The 18,865-nt window shown below is 67.5% G+C and carries 18 protein-coding genes; 8 read left to right on the forward strand and 10 right to left on the reverse strand.

Features of this window, described 5'->3' with window-relative positions; all coding sequences use genetic code 11:
- Window positions 1–22 precede the first annotated feature (22 nt).
- The 5 genes from C8D03_RS01115 to C8D03_RS01135 form a co-directional block, all read right to left on the reverse strand.
- Window positions 23–289, reverse strand: a complete 267-nt coding sequence (locus C8D03_RS01115) for a hypothetical protein (RefSeq protein ID WP_108044616.1) — start codon at window positions 287–289, stop codon at window positions 23–25.
- Between the two features lie 117 nt (window positions 290–406).
- Window positions 407–1,195 (reverse strand): ABC transporter permease, encoded by a 789-nt coding sequence (locus C8D03_RS01120; RefSeq protein WP_108044617.1) that lies wholly within the window; start codon window positions 1,193–1,195, stop codon window positions 407–409.
- A complete protein-coding gene (locus C8D03_RS01125) occupies window positions 1,192–2,097 on the reverse strand; it encodes an ABC transporter permease (RefSeq protein ID WP_108044618.1) in 906 nt (301 codons plus the stop codon). Before C8D03_RS01125 ends, C8D03_RS01120 begins: the two co-directional genes overlap by 4 nt.
- Window positions 2,098–2,293: 196 nt before the next feature.
- Window positions 2,294–3,469, reverse strand: coding sequence for an ABC transporter ATP-binding protein (locus C8D03_RS01130; RefSeq protein ID WP_108044619.1), 1,176 nt, complete (start codon window positions 3,467–3,469; stop codon window positions 2,294–2,296).
- 60 nt (window positions 3,470–3,529) lie between these two features.
- Entirely contained in the window at window positions 3,530–4,642 is a 1,113-nt protein-coding gene (locus C8D03_RS01135) for a polyamine ABC transporter substrate-binding protein (protein ID WP_108044620.1), read from the reverse strand.
- A gap of 131 nt (window positions 4,643–4,773) precedes the next feature.
- Here C8D03_RS01135 and C8D03_RS01140 point away from each other — a divergent pair, with 131 nt between their 5' ends.
- Window positions 4,774–5,535: a DUF3750 domain-containing protein gene (locus tag C8D03_RS01140; protein WP_108044621.1), complete on the forward strand. Its 762-nt coding sequence runs from the start codon at window positions 4,774–4,776 to the stop codon at window positions 5,533–5,535.
- Between the two features lie 3 nt (window positions 5,536–5,538).
- On the opposite strand, the gene C8D03_RS01145 is transcribed toward C8D03_RS01140, so the two are convergent.
- Together C8D03_RS01145 and C8D03_RS01150 are read right to left on the reverse strand one after the other, a co-directional pair.
- Window positions 5,539–6,330 carry a lytic transglycosylase domain-containing protein gene (locus C8D03_RS01145; protein ID WP_248308307.1) on the reverse strand — a complete coding sequence of 264 codons (792 nt, stop codon included), beginning with the start codon at window positions 6,328–6,330 and terminating at the stop codon, window positions 5,539–5,541.
- A gap of 44 nt (window positions 6,331–6,374) precedes the next feature.
- A complete protein-coding gene (locus C8D03_RS01150; RefSeq protein ID WP_108044623.1) occupies window positions 6,375–7,658 on the reverse strand; it encodes a cystathionine gamma-synthase family protein in 1,284 nt (427 codons plus the stop codon).
- Window positions 7,659–7,799: 141 nt separating this feature from the next.
- Here C8D03_RS01150 and C8D03_RS01155 point away from each other — a divergent pair, with 141 nt between their 5' ends.
- A complete protein-coding gene (locus tag C8D03_RS01155) occupies window positions 7,800–8,273 on the forward strand; it encodes an Lrp/AsnC family transcriptional regulator (protein WP_108044624.1) in 474 nt (157 codons plus the stop codon).
- A gap of 19 nt (window positions 8,274–8,292) precedes the next feature.
- Here the strand turns inward: C8D03_RS01155 and C8D03_RS01160 are convergent, their stop codons facing one another.
- Both C8D03_RS01160 and C8D03_RS01165 read right to left on the reverse strand, forming a co-directional pair.
- Window positions 8,293–9,270 (reverse strand): alpha/beta hydrolase, encoded by a 978-nt coding sequence (locus C8D03_RS01160; RefSeq protein ID WP_248308308.1) that lies wholly within the window; start codon window positions 9,268–9,270, stop codon window positions 8,293–8,295.
- Between the two features lie 165 nt (window positions 9,271–9,435).
- Complete coding sequence (locus C8D03_RS01165; protein ID WP_108044625.1) at window positions 9,436–10,602, reverse strand: alpha/beta hydrolase; 1,167 nt, start codon at window positions 10,600–10,602, stop codon at window positions 9,436–9,438.
- A 119-nt stretch (window positions 10,603–10,721) separates the two neighbouring features.
- Between C8D03_RS01165 and meaB the strand changes: the two genes are divergently transcribed.
- The 3 genes from meaB to C8D03_RS01180 all read left to right on the forward strand — a co-directional run bounded on the left by meaB (window position 10,722) and on the right by C8D03_RS01180 (window position 13,844).
- A complete protein-coding gene (meaB, locus tag C8D03_RS01170; RefSeq protein ID WP_108044626.1) occupies window positions 10,722–11,726 on the forward strand; it encodes a methylmalonyl Co-A mutase-associated GTPase MeaB in 1,005 nt (334 codons plus the stop codon).
- 19 nt (window positions 11,727–11,745) lie between these two features.
- Window positions 11,746–12,366, forward strand: coding sequence for a pyroglutamyl-peptidase I family protein (locus tag C8D03_RS01175; protein ID WP_210203876.1), 621 nt, complete (start codon window positions 11,746–11,748; stop codon window positions 12,364–12,366).
- A gap of 101 nt (window positions 12,367–12,467) precedes the next feature.
- Window positions 12,468–13,844, forward strand: a complete 1,377-nt coding sequence (locus tag C8D03_RS01180) for a TIGR03808 family TAT-translocated repetitive protein (protein WP_181300575.1) — start codon at window positions 12,468–12,470, stop codon at window positions 13,842–13,844.
- Between the two features lie 16 nt (window positions 13,845–13,860).
- Here the strand turns inward: C8D03_RS01180 and C8D03_RS01185 are convergent, their stop codons facing one another.
- Window positions 13,861–14,859: an asparaginase gene (locus C8D03_RS01185; protein WP_108051043.1), complete on the reverse strand. Its 999-nt coding sequence runs from the start codon at window positions 14,857–14,859 to the stop codon at window positions 13,861–13,863.
- Between the two features lie 156 nt (window positions 14,860–15,015).
- On the opposite strand from C8D03_RS01185, the gene C8D03_RS01190 reads away from it, so the two are divergent.
- From C8D03_RS01190 to C8D03_RS01200, 3 genes are all read left to right on the forward strand, one after another.
- Window positions 15,016–15,840: an alpha/beta hydrolase gene (locus tag C8D03_RS01190; RefSeq protein WP_108044629.1), complete on the forward strand. Its 825-nt coding sequence runs from the start codon at window positions 15,016–15,018 to the stop codon at window positions 15,838–15,840.
- A 115-nt stretch (window positions 15,841–15,955) separates the two neighbouring features.
- Complete coding sequence (locus C8D03_RS01195) at window positions 15,956–16,192, forward strand: Lrp/AsnC ligand binding domain-containing protein (protein WP_038361355.1); 237 nt, start codon at window positions 15,956–15,958, stop codon at window positions 16,190–16,192.
- A gap of 268 nt (window positions 16,193–16,460) precedes the next feature.
- A complete protein-coding gene (locus C8D03_RS01200; protein WP_108044630.1) occupies window positions 16,461–18,758 on the forward strand; it encodes an NADP-dependent malic enzyme in 2,298 nt (765 codons plus the stop codon).
- Window positions 18,759–18,865 lie beyond the last annotated feature (107 nt).

An 18,865-nucleotide genomic window follows, 5' to 3' on the forward strand; every position in this document is an offset into this window, starting at 1 on the left:
TCACGGACGTCGCTGCGCGACACTAGCGCCAGCCATGACCATAGCCGTAACCGTAGCGCGGCGGGGGCGGCCGGAAGCCGTAACCGTCATTGTAATGCTGCCAGCGGCGGCGCCCCCAGTAGCCATGAACGGCCGGCGGCGGCGGGCGCCAGCCATAGGCCGGTGCCTCGCTCTCGTAGCGCGGGCCAAAGGCTTCGGCAGGGCCGACAGTGACGACGCTGGCAGCGGCCAGGGCCGCGGCGCCGATGGCAAGGCTGGCTAGGCTGGTCGCGGCGAACTTGCGGAACATGGTCCTCGTCCTGTGTGGTGGCCAGGGAACATCCCCTCGCCTGACACGGACATTGGCTTCTCGCGCCTGAACGGCGCTTGAGGCTGGCATTCACCCGCCGTTTAGCTGCGCCGCCGCTTAGCCGCCCGCCGCCTGCCGGCGCTTGAGCAGCAGCGAGGCGGCGATCAACACCAGCGCGACGATACCGATCAGAAGCGTGCAGGCGGCATTGATCTCGGGCGAGACCCCGAGCCGGATCGCCGAATAGAGCCGCATCGGCAGGGTGGTCGCACCGGGCCCGGTGGTGAAGCTCGCGATCACGAGGTCGTCGAGCGAAAGCGTGAAGGCCAGCATCCAGGCGGCGGCGATGGCCGGCCAGATCAGTGGCAGGGTGACGGTGGTGAAGGTGACCAGCGGCGTCGCGCCGAGATCGCGAGCCGCTTCCTCCAGCGAACGGTCGAATGCAGCGAGACGCGCCTGCACGACAATGCAGGCGAAGCCGAGGCTGAAGGTCGCGTGGGCGATCGTCACCGTCCAGAAGCCGCGTTCGATATCGGCCGCGACGAAGAGCAGCAGCAGGGACAGCCCGGTGATGACCTCCGGCATGACCAGCGGCGCCAGCACCATGCCCGAGAAGAGCATGCGACCGCGGAAGCGGCCATGCCGGGCCAGAGCCAGCGCCGCGAGCGTGCCGAGGCCGGTCGCCAGCGTCGCCGAGACGAAGGCCAGCCTGAGGCTCAGCCAGGCTGCATCGAGCAAGGGCTGGTTCGACAGCAATGTGCCGTACCAGCGCGTCGAGAACCCGCCCCAGACCGTGACCAGCCGCGAGGCGTTGAAGGAGTAGGCGATCAGCGCCAGGATCGGCACATACAGGAAGGCGAAGCCGGCCACGAGTGCGAGGATGAGACCGGGGCCGAGGCGTCTCATCGCGCCCCTCCGCCCTCGCCTGCCCGCGCCAGCCGGGCGCGCTGGAGCAAGGCGAGCGGCAGGACCAGCGCGACCAGCAGGACGATCGCGACCGCCGAGGCCAGCGGCCAGTCGCGCGACGAGAAGGTGCTCCAGAGCAGATTGCCGATCATCACGGTGTCGGGCCCGCCGAGCAGGTCGGGGATCACGAATTCGCCGACCGACGGGATGAAGACGAGCGCCGCGCCCGCCAGGATGCCGGGCAACGACAGCGGCAGCGTCACCGTGGCGAAGGCCTTCACCGGGCTCGCACCGAGATCGGCCGCAGCCTCGAGCAGGCTGCGATCGAGCTTCTCCAGGGTTGCGAAGAGCGGCAGCACCATGAAGGGCAAGTAGGAATAGACCATGCCGACCAGCACGGCGGCCTCGGTGTTCAGGAGCCGCAAGGGTTCGGTCGTCAGGCCAAGCGCACCGAGCACCATGTCGAGCAGCCCGTCCGGCCGCAGGATGCCGATCCAAGCGTAGATCCGGATCAGGAAGGAGGTCCAGAACGGCAGGATGACCAGCACCAGCAGGACGGGGCGCCAGCCCGGGGGCGCGGCCGCCATGGCATAGGCCAGCGGGTAGCCGATCGTAAGCGCGATCAGCGTCGTCAGCGTCGCGATGCGCAAGGAGTAGAGATAGCTCTGCCAGTACAGCGAATCCTCGGCGAGCAGACGGAAATTCTCGAGGTCGAGCCCGGCCAGAAAATCACCCAGCTTCGCCAGTCCCTCGAAATGCGGCGCGTAGGGTGGCAGCGCCGTATCGGCATCTGACAGCGCGATGCGCAACACCATTGCGAAGGGCGCGAGGAAGAACAACAGCAGCCAGAGATAGGGCACGGCCACGACGAGGCGGGCGAACGCGCGAGACTTTCCCATCATGAACGGCAGCCGGACAGGCACGGCGCCGATGCAGGGCGCATCCCCTCCCCCCGCTTGCGGTGGGGAGGGATAGGGTGGGGGGCAGTGCCGCTCGGCGAAACGATTAAGGACAAAGTTCCGGCTTTCCGGCCCCCCATCCCTATCCCTTCCCCGCCGCAAGCGGGGGGAAGGGAACATGTCGAGCCCCATTGCTCCCTCATGGCGGCAGGACCAGCCCGCCCTCGACATCCCAGGACAGCCAGACCTTGTCCTCCCAGGCGAAGGGTCGCGCCGTCCGGCGCGTGCGGTTGGCGAGCGCGACCTTCATCAGCCGGCCGCCTTCGCCACCGACCATGACCTGCACCATGGTGACGTCACCGAGATAGCCGATGTCCCAGATCTCGCCCGCCACCTTGTTGAACGTTCCTGCCGGCTCGTCATGGCCTAGGTCGACCTTCTCCGGCCGCAGACCGACGAGAATGGACGCGCCCGGCGCAAAGGCCGGGGCCTCCTCATCGAGTTCAACATCGCCGGCAAGCTCCGTCGCGACCCTGACGAGATCGCCCTCGATGGCCGTGACGCGCCCCTCCAGAATATTGATGTCGCCGACGAACTCGGCGACGTAGCGATTGGCCGGCGCCTCGTAGATCAGGTCCGGCGGGCCGGTCTGGACGAGCCTGCCGTGGTCCATCACCGCCATCCGGTCGGCCATCGTCATGGCCTCGTCCTGATCGTGCGTGACGACCATGAAGGTCGTGCCGAGTTCGCTTTGCAGATCCATCAGCTCGAACTGCGTCGCCTCGCGCAGCTTGCGGTCGAGCGCCGCCATCGGCTCGTCCAGCAGCAGCAGCTTCGGGCGCTTGGCGAGGGCGCGGGCGAGTGCAACCCGCTGGCGCTGGCCGCCCGAGAGCTGGTCCGGCCGGCGTGCGCCCAGCCCCTCCAGCCTGACCAGCGCCAGCATCTCCGCGACGCGCCGCGCGATCTCGGCACGCGGCAGTCTCTCGCGCTTCAGCCCATAGGCGACATTGTCCGCGACGTTGAGATGAGGGAACAGCGCATAGGACTGGAACATCATGTTGACCGGCCGCAGATGCGGCGGCACGGCCGTGATGTCGACGCCGTCGATCAGGATTTCCCCGGCATCGGGCGTCTCGAACCCCGCCAGCATGCGCATCAGCGTGGTCTTGCCGCAGCCGGAGGGGCCGAGCAGCGCGAAGAACTCGCGCGGGTAGAGCGCGAGCGACAATTCGTCGACCGCAGTCACCGGGCCGAAGCGCTTGCTGACATTGCGGAATTGGACGAGCGGCGTCGCGGCCGGGTCGTTCCACGGCTGGAAGGACCGGCGCACACTGCCGGGTGATGCCTTGCGCCTGGCAGGCGTGCCGCCGCTCACCGGCCCGTCCCGCTCACATCAGTCCAGTTCACGTCAGTCCAGCCCATTTGCCGGCCCCGCTCACTTGCCGGTCTTCACCCGGGTCCAGATCCGGTTGACCAGACGCTGCGACTTCTGGTCGTAGGGCGTGATCGTGTAGAGACGGGCCATCACCGCCTCCGGTGGATAGATGCCCGGATTGTCGCGCACCGCGGCCGAGAGCAGCGGCTTGGAGGCCAGGTTGCCGTTGGCATACTGGATGAAATCCGAATTCTTGGCCGCCATCACCGGCCGGTTGACGAAATCGATGAAGGCCAGCGCCGCCTCCGGGTTGCCGGCATCCTTGGGGATGACGAAGGAATCGAACCACATCAGCGCGCCCTCCTTCGGAATCGCATAGGCGATCTCGACCTTGTTCTTGGCCTCTTCCGCACGTTTCTTCGCCTGCAGCACGTCGCCGGAATAGCCGACCGCGAGGCAGATATCCCCATTCGCCAGCGCGTTGATGTATTCCGAGGAATGGAATTTCTGGATATGCGGGCGGATCTTGCGCAGCAATTCGCCGGCCTTGTTCAGGTCGGCTTCCGCCTTCGAGTCCGGGTTGAGGCCGAGATAGCGCAAGGCGGCCGGGAACATCTCCTCGACCGCATCGAGCACATGGACGCCGCAGTTGGAGAGCTTCTTGAGCTGGTCGGGCTCGAACAGGATCTTCCAGCTGTCGATGACCGCGTCGGGGCCGAGCCGCTCCCTGATCTTGGCGACGTTGTAGCCGATGCCGGTAGTGCCCCACATGTAGTTCACGGCATATTTGTTGCCGGGATCGTATTTGGCGAGGCGCCCCTGGATTTCGGGCCAGGCATTCTTGAGGTTCGGCACTTTGGCGGCGTCGATCGGCGCGTAGAGGCCGAGCGGGATATGCCGCGGCAGGAAGGAGGCGGTGACGACGATCAGGTCGTAGCCCGTCTTGCCGGCCAGAAGCTTGGTCTCGACGGTCTCCATCTGGTCGAAGGTGTCGTAGACGACGGTGATCCCGGTTTCCTTCTTGAAGGCGTCCAGCACCTCCGGATCGACATAGTCCGACCAGTTGTAGATGCGCAGTTCCTTGTTCTGCGCGCCGGCAGAACCGGCCGCCAGAAGCGAAAGCCCCAGCGCCGCACCCGATACGATCCCCTTCAGCCAGCCACGCGCCGTCATGATCCGTCCGATTCCCCCTCTGGCAGACGGCGCCGAAGCTAGCAGCTTGGCCACGCGCCTCAAGCCGTTGTGATCCGGCGGCGCCGGCAAACCATCTTGCGATGCAACATGGCTGCCACATATCATCATCCATGCGCGCCGCCCGGCTTGTCCCTCTGCTTGTCCTGCTGTTGTTCCTCCTACCCTTGGTCACGCATGCGGCCTGGTGGTCGATGCGGGGTGGCGCGGATGACTGGCGGCGGGCCGACTGGTCGAGCGCGAAGCTTCTCCCCGCGGCCTCCATCGAACCCGAGGCGACGGTGCATGTCTTCGCCGCCCGGGTCGGCCGCTGGCGCGGCGTCTTTGCGCATCATTCCTGGGTGGTGGTGAAGGAGCGCGGCGCCAGCGCCTATACGCGTTTCGACGTGGTCGGCTGGGGCACGCCGGTGCGCGTCAACCATCGCGAGGCGGACGGGCGCTGGTATGGCAACCTTCCCGAACTCGTCACCGAGGTCCGGGGCGAGGCGGCGGAGCGGCTCATCCCGCGCATCCGAGAAGCCGTGAAAGCTTACGCCTATGCCACGCCCGGCACCTATCAGGCCTGGCCAGGGCCGAATTCGAACAGCTTTGTCCAGCACGTCATGGCCGAAGTGCCCGAGCTCGCGCAGGCTCTGCCGCCAACCGCGATCGGCAAGGATTTCCGCAATGATGGCCTCTTCGCCGGGTTCACCCCAAGCCGCACCGGCGTGCAGGCCTCGCTTTACGGATTGGCCGGTGTGACGATCGGCTGGGTCGAGGGCATCGAGGTCAACCTGCTCGGCCTCGTCGCGGGCTTCGACCTGCGCAGCCCGGCGCTGAAGCTGCCCGGCTGGGGGCGGATCAGCCCGCTTGGCTCGTCCAGCCCGTCTTCCTAGACGCTAGTTGCGCAGCACGACGCAGTTGCCCCCGGCATGCCTCAACCGGCCGCAGAAGGCGCTCGCCTCGCGCGCGGTCTGCATCGGCAGGCGGACGCGGTAGAACGGCGCGCGGCCCCTTCCTGCGATGCGAGAGCCGAGGATCAGCGTCGGCCGGTCGGCGAGCAGCGAGGCGAAACGCACGGCGAGCGCCTGGTAGGACCGGATCGCCCGCGCCTTGGAGACGTTACCGGCGAGCTGGACGCCGAACGGCGCGTAGACACCCTCGATCAGAGCGGGCGGCGCCGCGCGGCGGATCGACGCCACGGTCGGCAGGCAATCGGTCCTGTCGGTCGTCGGGTCGGGCGGCGTCTCGCCGGCGCCCGGGCGCCACTCCTCAATGCCGCGGCCGGTGATGAAGCGCACATAGGCTTGCGTCTCCAGCGGCAACCCGCCGCCCTGGCCGAGCCAGCGTGCAAGCCGCGTCGGCCCGGCATTATAGGCTGCGGCGGCAAGGCCGAGATTCCCGAACTGGGCCTTCAGCGCAGCCAGATAGGCGGCGGAGGCCGGGATCGCGGCTTCGGGATCGAACGGATCGGCAAGGCCGCGCTCATTGGCCGTGCCCGGCATGAACTGCGCCACGCCCTGCGCGCCCGCGCGGCTGGTGACGTTCGGCCGGAAGCTGCTTTCGCGCCAGATCAGCCGGGTGAAGAACGCGACCGGCAGCTTGCTCTCGCCTGCCGCCCGTTCGATGAGGCGGCAGATTGTTTCGGCAATGCTCTCCTGCGGCTCAGCCGCGAGGGCTCGGGGGGCCACGAACGATGTGGCCAGAGCGAGTGAGATCAGGAGAGCCGCCAGCCTCACACTGCGTCCAGCGCCTGCGCCAGATCCGAGATCAGGTCCTCGATGTTCTCGATCCCGACAGAGATGCGGATCAGCGCATCGGTGAGACCAATCTCCTCGCGCAGTTCGCGCGCTACGCCCGAATGCGTCATCGCGGCCGGATGCGAGACCAGCGTTTCCGTGCCGCCGAGCGAGACAGCGAGTTTCATGATCTGGAGGTTGTCAAGCAGCGCGAAGGCCTCCTTCTCGCCACCGACGACATCGAAAGCGAAGGTCGAGCCAGCCGCCGTGCATTGCCGGTCGAAGACGGCCTTGCGGGCATCGCCCTGCGCCAGCGCGCCAAGGTAATGCACCTTGGCCACTTTGGGATGGCGCGAGAGGTATTCGGCGACGAGCTTGGCGTTCTCGTTGGCGCGGCTCATGCGGATGTCGAGCGTCTCGAGCGAGCGCATCAGCATCCAGCAGGAGTTCGGGTCGAGCTGCGTACCGAGCGAACCGCGCCAGCCCTTGACCTGCCGTACCAGCTTGTCCGAGCCGCTGATCGAGCCGCCGACAAGGTCGGAGTGGCCGCCGACATATTTGGTCAGCGAGAGCAGCGAGAGATCGGCGCCGTGCTTCAGCGGCTTCTGGTATTTCGGCCCGAGCATGGTGTTGTCGACCACGACCGGCGGGCGATAGCCCTGCGATTTCTCCAGTTCGTCCGCGAGCGTCGCGCAGCCGGCGAGGTCGACCAGCCCGTTGGTCGGGTTCGCCGGCGTCTCGACCAGGATCATGCCGACGCGGCCCTTGGCGGCGGCGGCCTTCGCCGTCTCTCGCATCTGGACCACGTCGAGCCCGTCGGTGAAGCCGAAGGGCGTGACGCCGAAAGCACCCATCTGGTTCTTCAGCAGGGTTTCGGTGCCGCCATAGAGCGGGCGCGAGTGGATGACGGTGTCGCCCGGCCGCAAGAACGCGAAGCAGGTCGTGGCGATCGCGGCCATGCCGCTGGCGAAGACGGCACAGCGCTCCGCCTCGTCCCAGATCGCCAGGCGATCCTCCAGGATTTCCATGTTGGGGTGGTTGAAGCGGGAATAGACCAGGCCCGGCTTCTCGCCCGGCTTGGGCTGGCGGCGGCCGGAGGTGAAGTCGAAGAAGTCCTTGCCCTGCTGGGCATTCTGGAAAACGAAGGTCGAGGTCAGGAAGATCGGCGGCTTGAGCGAGCCCTCCGACATCGCGGGCGAATAGCCGAAGCCCATCATCAGGGTCTCGGGATGGAGCTTGCGGTTGGCGATCCGGTCCTTGTGATAGCTGTCGTCGCTCATGATGGCCTCGCTGGTTGAACTCTAGCCGAAACGCTCGCGGGTTCGCTCTGGATTTGAGGATAATCCTGCTATGGGACGATTGCTTGGATGCATTCAACTCCCTATGGATTCATTTCAGCAGCTTACTGCCAATGAAAAGCCATGCAGGAGCAGACCATGCTCGACAGCGTCGATCGTCGCATGCTCGCCGTCCTTCAGGAGGATGGCCGCATCACCAACCAGGACCTGTCGCAGAAGGTCGGCCTCTCGCCGACGCCCTGCCTGCGCCGGTTGAAGCGGCTCGAGGATACCGGCGTGATCCAGGGCTATTCGGCCACCGTCGACCCCAAGGCCTATGGCCTGCCGTTCAGCGTCTTCGTCTCGGTCAGGCTGTCGCAGCAGACGCAGGAGAACATCGCCGAATTCGAGAAGGCGGTCGAGGGCTGGGGCGAGGTGACCGAATGCTATCTGATGACCGGCTCGCAGGATTACCTGCTGCGCGTGCTGACCGACGGCATCGAAGGCTATGAGCGCTTCCTGAAGCAGAAGATGACGCGGCTCAAATGCATCCAGTCGGTCGAATCCAACTTCGCCCTCGCCACGGTCAAGAAGCGCATCGGCCTGCCGCCGATCTGAGCGGCCTGTCCCGTCGGGATCAGGCGCCCTTGCCGCGATCCATCGCGCGGCGCACCACCTGCGTGACCTCGCTGTCCGACAGGAACAGGTCATGCCGCAGCATGCTCCAGCCCCGGCCGGAGGTGTCGGCGACGCGAACGCCCAGCGCCTCGAGACGGGCGCGATCCGCCGCGCCGGCCCGGGCGACGCCACCGGCGATGCGGGCGGAAATTGCCAGCGCCCTGTCGCCCGGATCGATGATCAGCGTCATGCGGCGGGCGAGCGGGCCGAGCTTTCCGACCGTCTGCTCGAAGGCGTCGATGTCGATGTCGGGAGAGGCGAGGACGACCGAGCCGATGCGGGCATAGACATCGGCCGAATCGCGCAGCTCGCGCAGACCTTCCAGCGTCAGGAAGGTGCCCATCGAATGCGCGACGATGTGAATGCGGCCGACGGTCGGGTTCGCGACCAGCGCCTGCAGCGCCTTGACGAAGCCGTCGCGCGACCAGAGCGCGCTCTCGCGATCATAGGCGTAGTCGAAGAGCTTGCCGCCCGAGGGCCAGGAGAAGATCGCGGTACGGCCTTGGAATTCAAGCGAATGGGATAGCTGGCCGGCGCTGCGCGCGGCGGATTCGAAGGTCTCGTTGTAGCCATGCACGTAAAGCAGCACGTCGCGCCCGGTCGCGGCCTGGGCGAAGGCGCGGCCGGGCTCGGCCGAGGTCTGGCCGTCGATGCCAAGCACGGCCCAGTCGCCGCTGACGGCCGAGGAGACGCGGCCGGAGATGCCGTTGCCGGGCGGGGAGAGCCGTGCCTCGGCGAAAATCAGTGAGCCGCGATCGGAGCCGAAGAAGGGCTGGCGCGAGCCCAGGGGCTTGCGTGTGGTGACGACGAGGAGTTCCGGCTCCTTGCCCAGCGCCGAGGCATCGGCCCGCGTCGGCTCCGAGAACGGCGAGACAGCGGCTTCGGTCTGGGCGCAGGCCGAGAGCACCAGCGAGAGCAGCGCAGCGAGAGCCGCCATGCGACAGAAAGGAGCGTGCCGCGAAACAGGCATCGTGTCAGGCATCCGGTGGGTTGTGAGCGGCCGAGTTGGCCAGCACCATCTTAACGACAGGCTAACGCGGCCATAATGCGGCAAGACGACGGACGCGCCGACATTTGCCGTGGATTGCCTGCCTGATTTCGCTCAGCGGCCGCCGGAAATGATCGTTATCGGGGCCGCCACCACAAGACCGACCGTCGAGCCGACCGTGCCGACGACACCGCCGGCAATGTCGCCGAGCCGGTCGCCGAACTGCGGCCCGGCGGTGGCGATACCCTTGTCGGCCTGCAGGCGCTGGCCGATCATCTGCACGACCTTGGGCGACGAGGCGAACTTGCTATGGTTCAAGCTATCGCCCGATGCCACTTCCGAAAGATCGATGATCCGTGCGCCGAGCTTGTCCAGTTCGGCGATGATGTCCTTGTCCTTGGCAGAAACCGCACCGAGCCGGGTCTTGTCGCCGGCGAAGCGCCGCGAGAAGTCCAGCGCGCGGTCGTCGGCCGAGACGAAGACCGTCACCGGCCGCTTGATCTCGCGCATTTGCGTCCTGAACACGTCGAGATCAACATCCGGCGCCGCCAGCATAATGTCACGCAGCTTGCCTCCGAAGGTGCCGTCGCCGCGGATAGAGGCCTGCCGCACCGCTTCCAGCGTCAGCAATGTCCCCATCGAATGGGCGAGGATGTCCATGCGCGTCGTGCCGAGGTCGCGCGCGATCGCCCTCAGATTCAGCTCCAGGAAGTCGCGCGAATAATAGGCGCTCTCGCGATCATAGGGGTAGGCCAGCAATTGCCCGCGCGACGGCCAGGTGAACAGCACCGGCACGCCCTTGAAGCCGGAATCATGGACGATCTGCGCGAATCGAAAGGCGGCATCGGCAAAATTGGTATTGAAGCCGTGGACGAAGACCAGCACGTCGCGCTGCGCGGCCGGCCGGCTCATGATCTCGCGGCGGACATCGGCGACGATCGGGGCGAGATCGAGCCGCTGGACGCCGGTGACGGTGAAATGCTTGGCCGGGTCGCTCGGGCCGGAATCAGGCAGTTCCAATTCGCCCGGCTTGTGGGTGCGCGGCACGGTGAAGTCGAGCCGTGCGAAGGCGAGCTTCGGGCCACGCTCACCGCTGAAATAGACCGGCTCGGCCGAAGCCTCGCGCGTCGTAGCCACGAAAATCTCGACCTTGCCGGCGATTTCCGTCGAGGGCGTCTTGTTGACCTCGAGCACGCGCGCCGTGCCGCAGGCGCCGAGCGCCAGCGGCGCAAGCAAGGCCCATACAAGAACTCGAAGCCGCAACGCTGTGAACGCGATCATTCTCAACTGCTCTCACCGAACCGACGCATGATCAAGATGCAGGCATGACACAGCGATGACGCAATCGGCTGCGCGGCCGAGCCTTGTCGCACGCCGTCCAGCCTTGCTAGGTGGGCGTCATGGTCGATATCACCGCTCCTGCCGCCAATCGTGCCGATGTCGCCGGTCTTGCCGCAGCCCTGCTCGCGGGCGACCGGGCGGCGCTGGCGCGCGCCATCACGCTGGCGGAATCGCGACGTGCCGACCATCGCGAGCAGGCGCGCGCCTTGATCCAGCAGCTCCTGCCGAAGACCGGCGGGGCGATCCGTGTCGGCATCACCGGCGTTCCCGGAGTCGGCAAATCGACGACCATCGACGCGCTCGGCAGCTTTCTGACGGCCAAGGGCCACAAGGTCGCGGTACTCGCCGTCGATCCGTCCTCGACCCGTAGCGGCGGCTCGATCCTCGGCGACAAGACCCGGATGGCGCGCCTCGCAATCGATCCTCTCGCCTATATCCGGCCCTCACCCTCCTCGGGAACGCTCGGCGGCGTCGCGGCCCGGACGCGCGAGACCATGTTGCTCTGCGAGGCCGCCGGCTTCGACGTCATCCTGGTCGAGACGGTCGGCGTCGGCCAGTCGGAGACGGCGGTCGCGGATCTGACCGATTTCTTCCTGGTGCTGATGCTGCCCAATGCCGGTGACGAGTTACAGGGCATCAAGAAGGGCATCATCGAACTGGCCGACATGATCGCGGTCAACAAGGCCGACGGCACCGGAGCCACGGCGGCGCGGGCGGCAGCGGCCCAGTATCAGGCCGCGCTGCACATCCTTGCGCCAACCTCGGCACTCTGGTCGACGCCGGCCGTGACCATCTCCGGCCTGAATGGAGAAGGGCTTGAGGCGCTCTGGGCCAAGGTCGAGGAGCATCGCGCCCGCCATGAGGCAAAAGGGCTGATCGTCGAGAAGCGCCGTCGCCAGGACGTGAAATGGATGTGGGCCATGGTCGAGGACCGGCTTCAGGCCAGACTCCGCCACGACCCCGCGCTCAAGGCGCGCACGCCGGCCCTCGAAGCTGCAGTCGCCGCCGGCACGCTCGCGCCGACCCTTGCGGCCGAGGAAATCGCCCAGGCACTGGGGCTTTGAGATGAAGGACGCGCGGCCGATGGACATCCTCGTGACGGGTTTCGGCCCCTTCCCCCGCGTCCGTGTCAATCCGACCACCGGGCTGGCGCGGGCGGTCGCCGCCCGGCTGAAGCGCTCCGGCCTCGCCGCGCAGGCCCTCGTCGTCGAGACCAGCTACGGCACCGGCCTGCCGGCGCTGCGGGCGCATCTCGCGCAGCAGCGTCCCAAGGCCATCCTGATGCTGGGGCTGGCCGCCCGCTCCCGCTTCGTGCGTGTCGAGCTGTTCGGACGCGGCCATGCCAGCCCGCTCCATGCCGACGCGACCGGCGGCACGCCGAAGGCTGGCGCCGCGCGCCCGACCACGCTCCCCGCCCGCACGACCGCCAGTGCACAAGGCGCGCTCGCCGCGCTGCGACGCCGCGGTATCCGCAGCCGGCTGTCGCCCTCGGCCGGGCGCTATCTCTGCGACGCCTGCTATGCGGCGGCCCTCGCCGAGACACGCGGAACGGCGACGCCGGTGCTGTTCGTGCACGTGCCCTGGCTGCGGCCGGCGCCCGGGCTGCGGCCGAAAGCGCGAGTCGCAGCCTTCAGGCCGAGCGCGGCAACGCTCGCGGGCAGCCTCGCCGCCATCGGCGCGGCCCTGGCGCGCCAGGGCCGCTAGACCGTCATTCGAGCGGCCGAGCGGCCTCCCCGGCCCGTCCCGGAACGGTACAGCCCGGCACGGCACGGCGCTTGAACGCTTCGGCCATGACGGAGATTTCGATGGCTCTTTCCCGGCGTGCGCTGCTGGCCACGGCCTTTTTCGGCACAGCGTCGCTCGCTGCCGCTCCGGCAATCGGCCAGGCGCCCCGGCGCGCAACGCCCGGGCCGCTCGGGCCATTCGGGCTCGATGCGGCGCAGTTTGGCCTGAGGCCGGGGTCCGCTGACGACCAATCGCAACAGTTCCAGGCCGCGCTCGGCGAAGCCGCACGCCGCGACGCCCCACTGGTGATCGCACCGGGGCGCTACCGCATCTCACGTGTCGCGCTGCCCAATGGCGCGCGCCTGATCGGCGTGCCGGGCGCCACCCATCTCATCGCGGCGCAGGCCGGTCCGCTCCTCGTCGCCCGCGGGCTGGAACGGGTCGCGCTCTCCGGCATGACATTGGACGGGCTCGACATCCGCGTCGCAGGCCGCGACGGCCTGCTGAACGCAGACGACGTGGCCGATCTCGGCATCCGCGATTGTGCCTTCGTCCATGCCGGCTCGGTCGGACTCGTCTTGAGCCGGACGGGCGGCAGCGTCGAGGCCAGCCAATTCCGGGCGATGCGCGAATCGGCGCTGTTCTCGCTGGATTCGCGCGGACTCCAGATCGAGCGCAACCAGGTCGAGGATTGCGGCAATAACGGCATCCAGCTCTGGCGCAGCCAGCCGGGCGACGAGCGCTCGATGGTCCGGGGCAACCGCGTCGAGCGCATTCGCGCCGATGCCGGCGGCGACGGCCCCAACGGCAACGGCATCAGCCTCTACAAGGCCGGCGGCGTCATCATCGAGGGCAATTCCCTGCGCGACTGCGCCCTGACCTTCATCCGCAACAACTCCGGCTCGGGCGTGCAGATCCTCGGCAATCAGGGCCGGCGCTGCGGCGAATGCGGGATCTATGCGGAATTCGCCTTCGAGGGCGCCATCATCGCGAACAATCTCGTCGAGGATTGCGCGCAGGGCGCCAACATCACCAATCTCGACCATGGCGGCAGGCTGTCGGTCTTCGCCAACAACATCATCCGCAACGCCCGCAAGGGCCTCTATCCCGGGGTGAAGGAGCCGATCGGCGGCATCGGCGTGCATGTCGAGGCTGAAGCCACCGTCACCGGCAACGTCATCGAGAATGCCAGCGAGACCGGCATCTCCCTCGGCTGGTCCTGGGGCATGCGCAACCTCGTCGCGACCGGCAACATGGTGCGCAAGACCGGCATCGGCATCGCCGTCTCGGTGGTTCCAAAGCAGCGCAACGCGCTGATCGCCGGCAACGTCATCGCCGAGGCGACGCGTGGCGCGGTTGTCGGCACGGAATACGGCAAGGTCGTCACCGGCGATCTGACCAAAGGCCCCGATGCAAGGGCGGCCGGCGTCAGGGTCGAGAACAACGCGGTGGGGTGAGCGATGAGGCGGGAGCTCAGCTCGCCGCCGACCTGACCCGCCCGACCTCGATGCCGTTCCAGTTCGTCATGATGCTCTCGCGCAAGGGGGAGAAGGCGACCAGCTCCGCCTCGTCCATCGGCAGGAAGCGCGCGATCAGGGCGGCCATGACCACCTCCGCTGCCCGGCCGGCGCCGTCGTCGCATTTCAGCGCGATGCCGTAGCCGAGCTCCGGCAGGGCACCGCAATAGACGCCTTCGGCGCCGGTCTTGATGAAGATGCGTGCGCGCAGCAGGTCCATGGCGCGGGTGTCGAAGCGGCCAGTGCCTGCGACCATGAAGGGATGGGCAGCGGCGGCCTTGCGGATGCGGGCAGCGGCCCTGGCACGCTCGGGACTGAGCCCATGGCCAGTGCCGAAGCGGGCGAAGCCGAGCGCCAGCGCCTTCAGCGGCACGGCATAGGTCGGGATCGAGCAACCATCCGTGCCCATCGCGTCCGCCGAATGGGCCGCGCCGGTTACATCCTCCAACGCACCGCGCACGGCCTGCTGCACGGCGTGACCGGCCTTGACATAACCGGCGGGATCTTCGTCGAGGCCGCAGGCCAGGCAGACGAAGCCGGCATGCTTGCCGGAACAGTTGTTGTTGAGCGCGCTCGGCTCGCCGCCGGCCTGGGCGATGGCGCGGGCGGCGGCCTCGTTCATCGGCCAATGCGTGCCGCATTCGAGGCAGCCGGCATCGCGCCCGGCCTTGCGCAGCATGGCGAGCGAGGTCTCGGCATGGAGCGGCTCGCCCGAATGCGACGAAACGGCGAGCGCGATCTCCGGCTCGGTCAGCCCGTAACGGTCCGCGGCGCCGCTCTCGAACAGCGGCAGCGCCTGGATCGCCTTGACGGCAGAGCGCGGAAAGACCGGGCGATCGATGTCGCCGGCCGAGAACACCACGGCGCCGTCGGCGTCGATCACCAGCGCAGCGCCGCGATGACGCGACTCGACCGTGCTGCCGCGCGTCACCTCGGCGAGGATCGGGTTTTCCATCGTCGTCTCCATCGGATGCGCCATGCGCCAACCGCGAAGCTTTGTGCCGGCCGGTGCTCGACCTGTCAAAAGCCATGGCGCAGACTGGGGCCAACTGCCATGAAAGCCGCCTCCCTCAGGAGCGCCGTGCCAGTGCGAGGCAAGCCGGAGCCAGGAATGTCGCCCGACTACGAAACCGAATACAACAATCGCGCCCGTGTTCCCGAGCATCCCGCGCTGATCGCGGGCTGGGCGCGCGACTCCGCCGCCTATCGATCGGAAGCCGTGTGCGAACTCGGCATTTCCTATGGCGAGGGCGAGCGCCAGCGCTACGACCTGTTCAAGCCCGAAACCGTGCGCGGCAACGCGATCGCGATGTTCGTCCATGGCGGCTACTGGCAGGCGCTCGACCGGAGCTTCTTCTCGCATATGGCACGGGGGCTGAACCGGCTCGGCGTGCCCGTCGCGGTGGTGGGCTATGATCTCTGCCCGCAGGTCGAGCTCGGCCATATCGTCTGGGAGCTGCAGCAGGCGGCCGCGGCGCTGTGGCGGCGCTTTTCGCTGCCGGTGGTCGCGACGGGGCATTCGGCCGGCGGCCATCTCTCGGCCTGCCTGCTCGCGACCAACTGGGCCAATGTCGATCCCGACCTGCCCGAGCAGCTCGTGCCGGCGGCCTATGGCATCTCGGGGCTCTACAATCTGAAGCCGCTCACCGAGACCAGCATCAACACGGCGCTGGGGCTGAGCTTCGAGGCGGCGGAGCGGGAGAGCCCGCTGTTCTGGCCTGCCCCCTCCGGGCTCGTCATGGACGCGGTGGTCGGCGCGGCCGAGAGCGAGGAGTATTTCAAGCAGAGCCGGCGCATCGTCGATGTCTGGGGGCTGGAGGGCGTGCGCACGCGCTATGAGGAGATTCCCGGCGCGAACCATTTCGCCGTGATCGCCGGCCTCCCCGACCCGGAGGACGCCATGACCCGCCGGATCGCCGCGCTTGCAGGCGCCTGATCCGACCGCGCTTGATCTGACCCTGCCGGAGGCTCTATCCAGAGCGCGAGAGCATCGGCCACGAAACGTGGCGCCCGGTTTTCGGGGCGATGCTCAGATGAACCCGGAGCCTCCGATGCAGACCTTCTTCGTCGAGATCAAATGCAAGCTCGGCAAGACCTATGAGGTCGCCAGCGAACTCGCCGACCGCGAGATCGCCTCGGAGATTTATTCGACGGCGGGTAACTACGATATCCTGGCGAAATTCCATGTCGCGGCCGATGTCGATATCGGCCATTTCGTCGCGCAGAAGGTGCAGTCGATCCCCGAGATCGCCGACACCCACACGATCATCACCTTCAAGGCGTTCTGAGCGACGCAACGCCGCGCAGGCGACGCGCCTGATCGGCTCGGCAGATTTCGCGAGTCGCCAGAATCCCTTACGGGCATTGGCTGACAGGCCGATTCAAGCTGTTAACACGCTGATTCAACGAAGCCGCTTCAGGTGGCTGCGTCTGCCGCCGCTCAAACCTGCCCGTCCCTGCCTGCGATTAATGCGTGATCCGCGCTTGACGGCGTCCCCCCATTCGCGCGACCTCGGCTGCTCCTGGCATTGAGCCGACGCCGCTGGAGCCGCCGCGATGAAGAGCAACCTGTCCCCCGATCTCCGCTCGGGCGCGCTCGTCTATCACCGTGTTCCCCGCCCTGGTAAGATCGAGATTCAGGCGACCAAGCCGCTCGGCAACCAGCGCGACCTCGCGCTCGCCTATTCGCCTGGCGTCGCCGCTGCCTGCGAGGCCATCGTCGACGACCCCGCCCAGGCAGCCGAGCTGACCTCGCGGCAAAACCTGGTCGCCGTGATCACCAACGGCACGGCGGTGCTGGGCCTGGGCGACATCGGCCCGCTCGCCTCCAAGCCGGTGATGGAGGGCAAGGCCGTCCTGTTCAAGAAATTCGCCGGAATCGACTGCTTCGACATCGAGGTCGAGCAGAAGAACATCGAGAAATTCGTCGAGGTGGTCGCGGCGCTGGAGCCGACCTTCGGCGGGATCAATCTCGAGGACATCAAGGGTCCGGAATGTTTCGAGATCGAGGAGCAGCTCAAGGCCCGGATGCAAATCCCGGTCTTCCATGACGACCAGCACGGCACCGCGATCATCGTCTCGGCGGCGATCCTCAACGGGCTCGATCTCGCGGGCAAGCATATCGGCGAGGTCAAGATCGTCGTCTCGGGCGCGGGCGCGGCGGCGCTGGCCTGCCTCAACCTGCTGGTCGAGCTCGGCGCGCAGCGCAAGAACATCTGGGTCACCGACCTCGAAGGCGTCGTCCACAAGGGCCGCAACACCCTGATGGACCGCTGGAAGGAGATCTATGCCCAGGAGACCGATGCGCGCACGCTCGCCGAGGTGATCGAAGGCGCCGACATCTTCCTCGGTCTCTCGGCCGCGGGCGTGCTGAAGCCCGAGATGGCCAAGCGCATGGGCCCCAAGCCCTTGATCCTGGCGCTCGCCAATCCCAACCCCGAAATCACACCGGAGGACGCGCTGGCCGCGCGGCCCGACGCGATGATCTGCACCGGCCGGTCGGATTATCCGAACCAGGTCAACAACGTCCTGTGCTTCCCCTACATCTTCCGTGGCGCGCTCGACGTGCAGGCGACGACGATCAACGAAGCGATGAAGCTTGCGGCCGTGCGCGCCATCGCGGCGCTGGCCCGCGAGGCGACCTCCGACATCGCGGCACGCGCCTATGGCGGCGAGGCCTCGACCTTCGGGGCGACCTCGCTGATCCCGAACCCGTTCGATCCGCGCCTGATCATCCGCATCGCGCCCGCCGTCGCACAGGCCGCGATGGCGACCGGCGTGGCGCGCAAGCCACTGGCCGACATCGAGGCATATCGCGAGGAATTGTCGCGCTTCGTCTTCCGCTCCGGCTTCATCATGAAGCCGCTCTTCGCCCAGGCGAAGGCCGATCCCAAGCGCATCATCTACGCGGAAGGCGAGGATGAGCGCGTGCTGCGGGCGGCGCAGGTCGCACTGGAGGAAGGGCTCGCGATCCCGATCCTGATCGGCCGCCCGAGCGTGATCGAGACCCGCGTCAAGCGCTTCGGCCTGTCGCTGCGGCCCGGCGTCGATTTCGAGGTGATCAACCCCGAGGACGATCCGCGCTATCGCGACTATGTCGCGACCTATCTCGACATCGCCGGCCGGCGCGGCGTCACGCCCGAGGCGGCGCGCTCGCTGGTGCGCACCAACAACACGGTGATCGCCGCGCTCGCCGTCGCGCGGGGCGAGGCCGACGCGATGATCACCGGGCTCGAAGGCCGCTTCATGTCGCGGCTGCGGCACATCAAGGACATCATCGGGCTGGCGCCCGGCGTCTCCGACATCTCGGCGATGACCCTGATCATCACCAACAAGGGCGCCTTCTTCCTCGCCGACACCCATATCAAGAACGACCCGAGCGCCGAGGAAATCGCCGACATGACGGTGCTGGCGGCAAGCCATGTCACCCGCTTCGGCATCGAGCCCAAGATCGCCCTGCTCTCGCATTCCGATTTCGGCGCGGCCGACACGCCGTCCGCGCTCAAGATGCGCAAGGCGGCAACGCTGATCCGCGAGCGGGCGCCCGAACTCGAATGCGACGGCGAGATGGAGGCTGATACCGCGCTGAGCGCGATCGTTCGCGAGCGCGTGCTGCCCTCCTCGCGACTCAAGGGCGTCGCCAACGTGCTGATCTTCCCGAACCTCGACGCCGCCAACATCGCTTATCAGTTCGCGAAGGTGCTGGCGGACGCACTGCCTGTCGGGCCGATCCTGATCGGCGCGGCCAAGCCCGTGCATATCCTCACCGGCTCGGTGACGGCGCGCGGCGTCGTCAATATGACCGCGGTCGCGGTGGTAGAGGCGCAGGAGCGCGCGGCGGCTGCGGCAGGCTGACGGCCTGCCTCCTCCCAAGGATGCTACGCCAAGTCCGCTTTTCGGGCTTGGCACGTCCTTGCCGGCGGGTTCTACTTCCCGATGACGGCGCCTGCGTCGCGGCAGGA

The organism is Bosea sp. 124 (assembly GCF_003046175.1).
In the GTDB taxonomy this organism is placed as follows: Bacteria; Pseudomonadota; Alphaproteobacteria; order Rhizobiales; family Beijerinckiaceae; genus Allobosea.

Bases quoted from the DNA above. Each gene is read 5' to 3' on its own strand.
- C8D03_RS01140 (WP_108044621.1), top strand. From the start codon at position 4,774: ATGCGCGCCGCCCGGCTTGTCCCTCTGCTTGTCCTGCTGTTGTTCCTC.
- C8D03_RS01150 (WP_108044623.1), bottom strand. From the start codon at position 7,658: ATGAGCGACGACAGCTATCACAAGGACCGGATCGCCAACCGCAAGCTC.
- C8D03_RS01135 (WP_108044620.1), bottom strand. From the start codon at position 4,642: ATGACGGCGCGTGGCTGGCTGAAGGGGATCGTATCGGGTGCGGCGCTG.
- C8D03_RS01195 (WP_038361355.1), top strand. From the start codon at position 15,956: ATGCAGACCTTCTTCGTCGAGATCAAATGCAAGCTCGGCAAGACCTAT.
- C8D03_RS01185 (WP_108051043.1), bottom strand. From the start codon at position 14,859: ATGGAAAACCCGATCCTCGCCGAGGTGACGCGCGGCAGCACGGTCGAG.
- C8D03_RS01160 (WP_248308308.1), bottom strand. From the start codon at position 9,270: ATGGCGGCTCTCGCTGCGCTGCTCTCGCTGGTGCTCTCGGCCTGCGCC.
- C8D03_RS01190 (WP_108044629.1), top strand. From the start codon at position 15,016: ATGTCGCCCGACTACGAAACCGAATACAACAATCGCGCCCGTGTTCCC.
- C8D03_RS01155 (WP_108044624.1), top strand. From the start codon at position 7,800: ATGCAGGAGCAGACCATGCTCGACAGCGTCGATCGTCGCATGCTCGCC.
- C8D03_RS01180 (WP_181300575.1), top strand. From the start codon at position 12,468: ATGGCTCTTTCCCGGCGTGCGCTGCTGGCCACGGCCTTTTTCGGCACA.
- C8D03_RS01115 (WP_108044616.1), bottom strand. From the start codon at position 289: ATGTTCCGCAAGTTCGCCGCGACCAGCCTAGCCAGCCTTGCCATCGGC.
- C8D03_RS01125 (WP_108044618.1), bottom strand. From the start codon at position 2,097: ATGATGGGAAAGTCTCGCGCGTTCGCCCGCCTCGTCGTGGCCGTGCCC.
- meaB (WP_108044626.1), top strand. From the start codon at position 10,722: ATGGTCGATATCACCGCTCCTGCCGCCAATCGTGCCGATGTCGCCGGT.
- C8D03_RS01175 (WP_210203876.1), top strand. From the start codon at position 11,746: ATGGACATCCTCGTGACGGGTTTCGGCCCCTTCCCCCGCGTCCGTGTC.
- C8D03_RS01200 (WP_108044630.1), top strand. From the start codon at position 16,461: ATGAAGAGCAACCTGTCCCCCGATCTCCGCTCGGGCGCGCTCGTCTAT.
- C8D03_RS01165 (WP_108044625.1), bottom strand. From the start codon at position 10,602: ATGATCGCGTTCACAGCGTTGCGGCTTCGAGTTCTTGTATGGGCCTTG.
- C8D03_RS01120 (WP_108044617.1), bottom strand. From the start codon at position 1,195: ATGAGACGCCTCGGCCCCGGTCTCATCCTCGCACTCGTGGCCGGCTTC.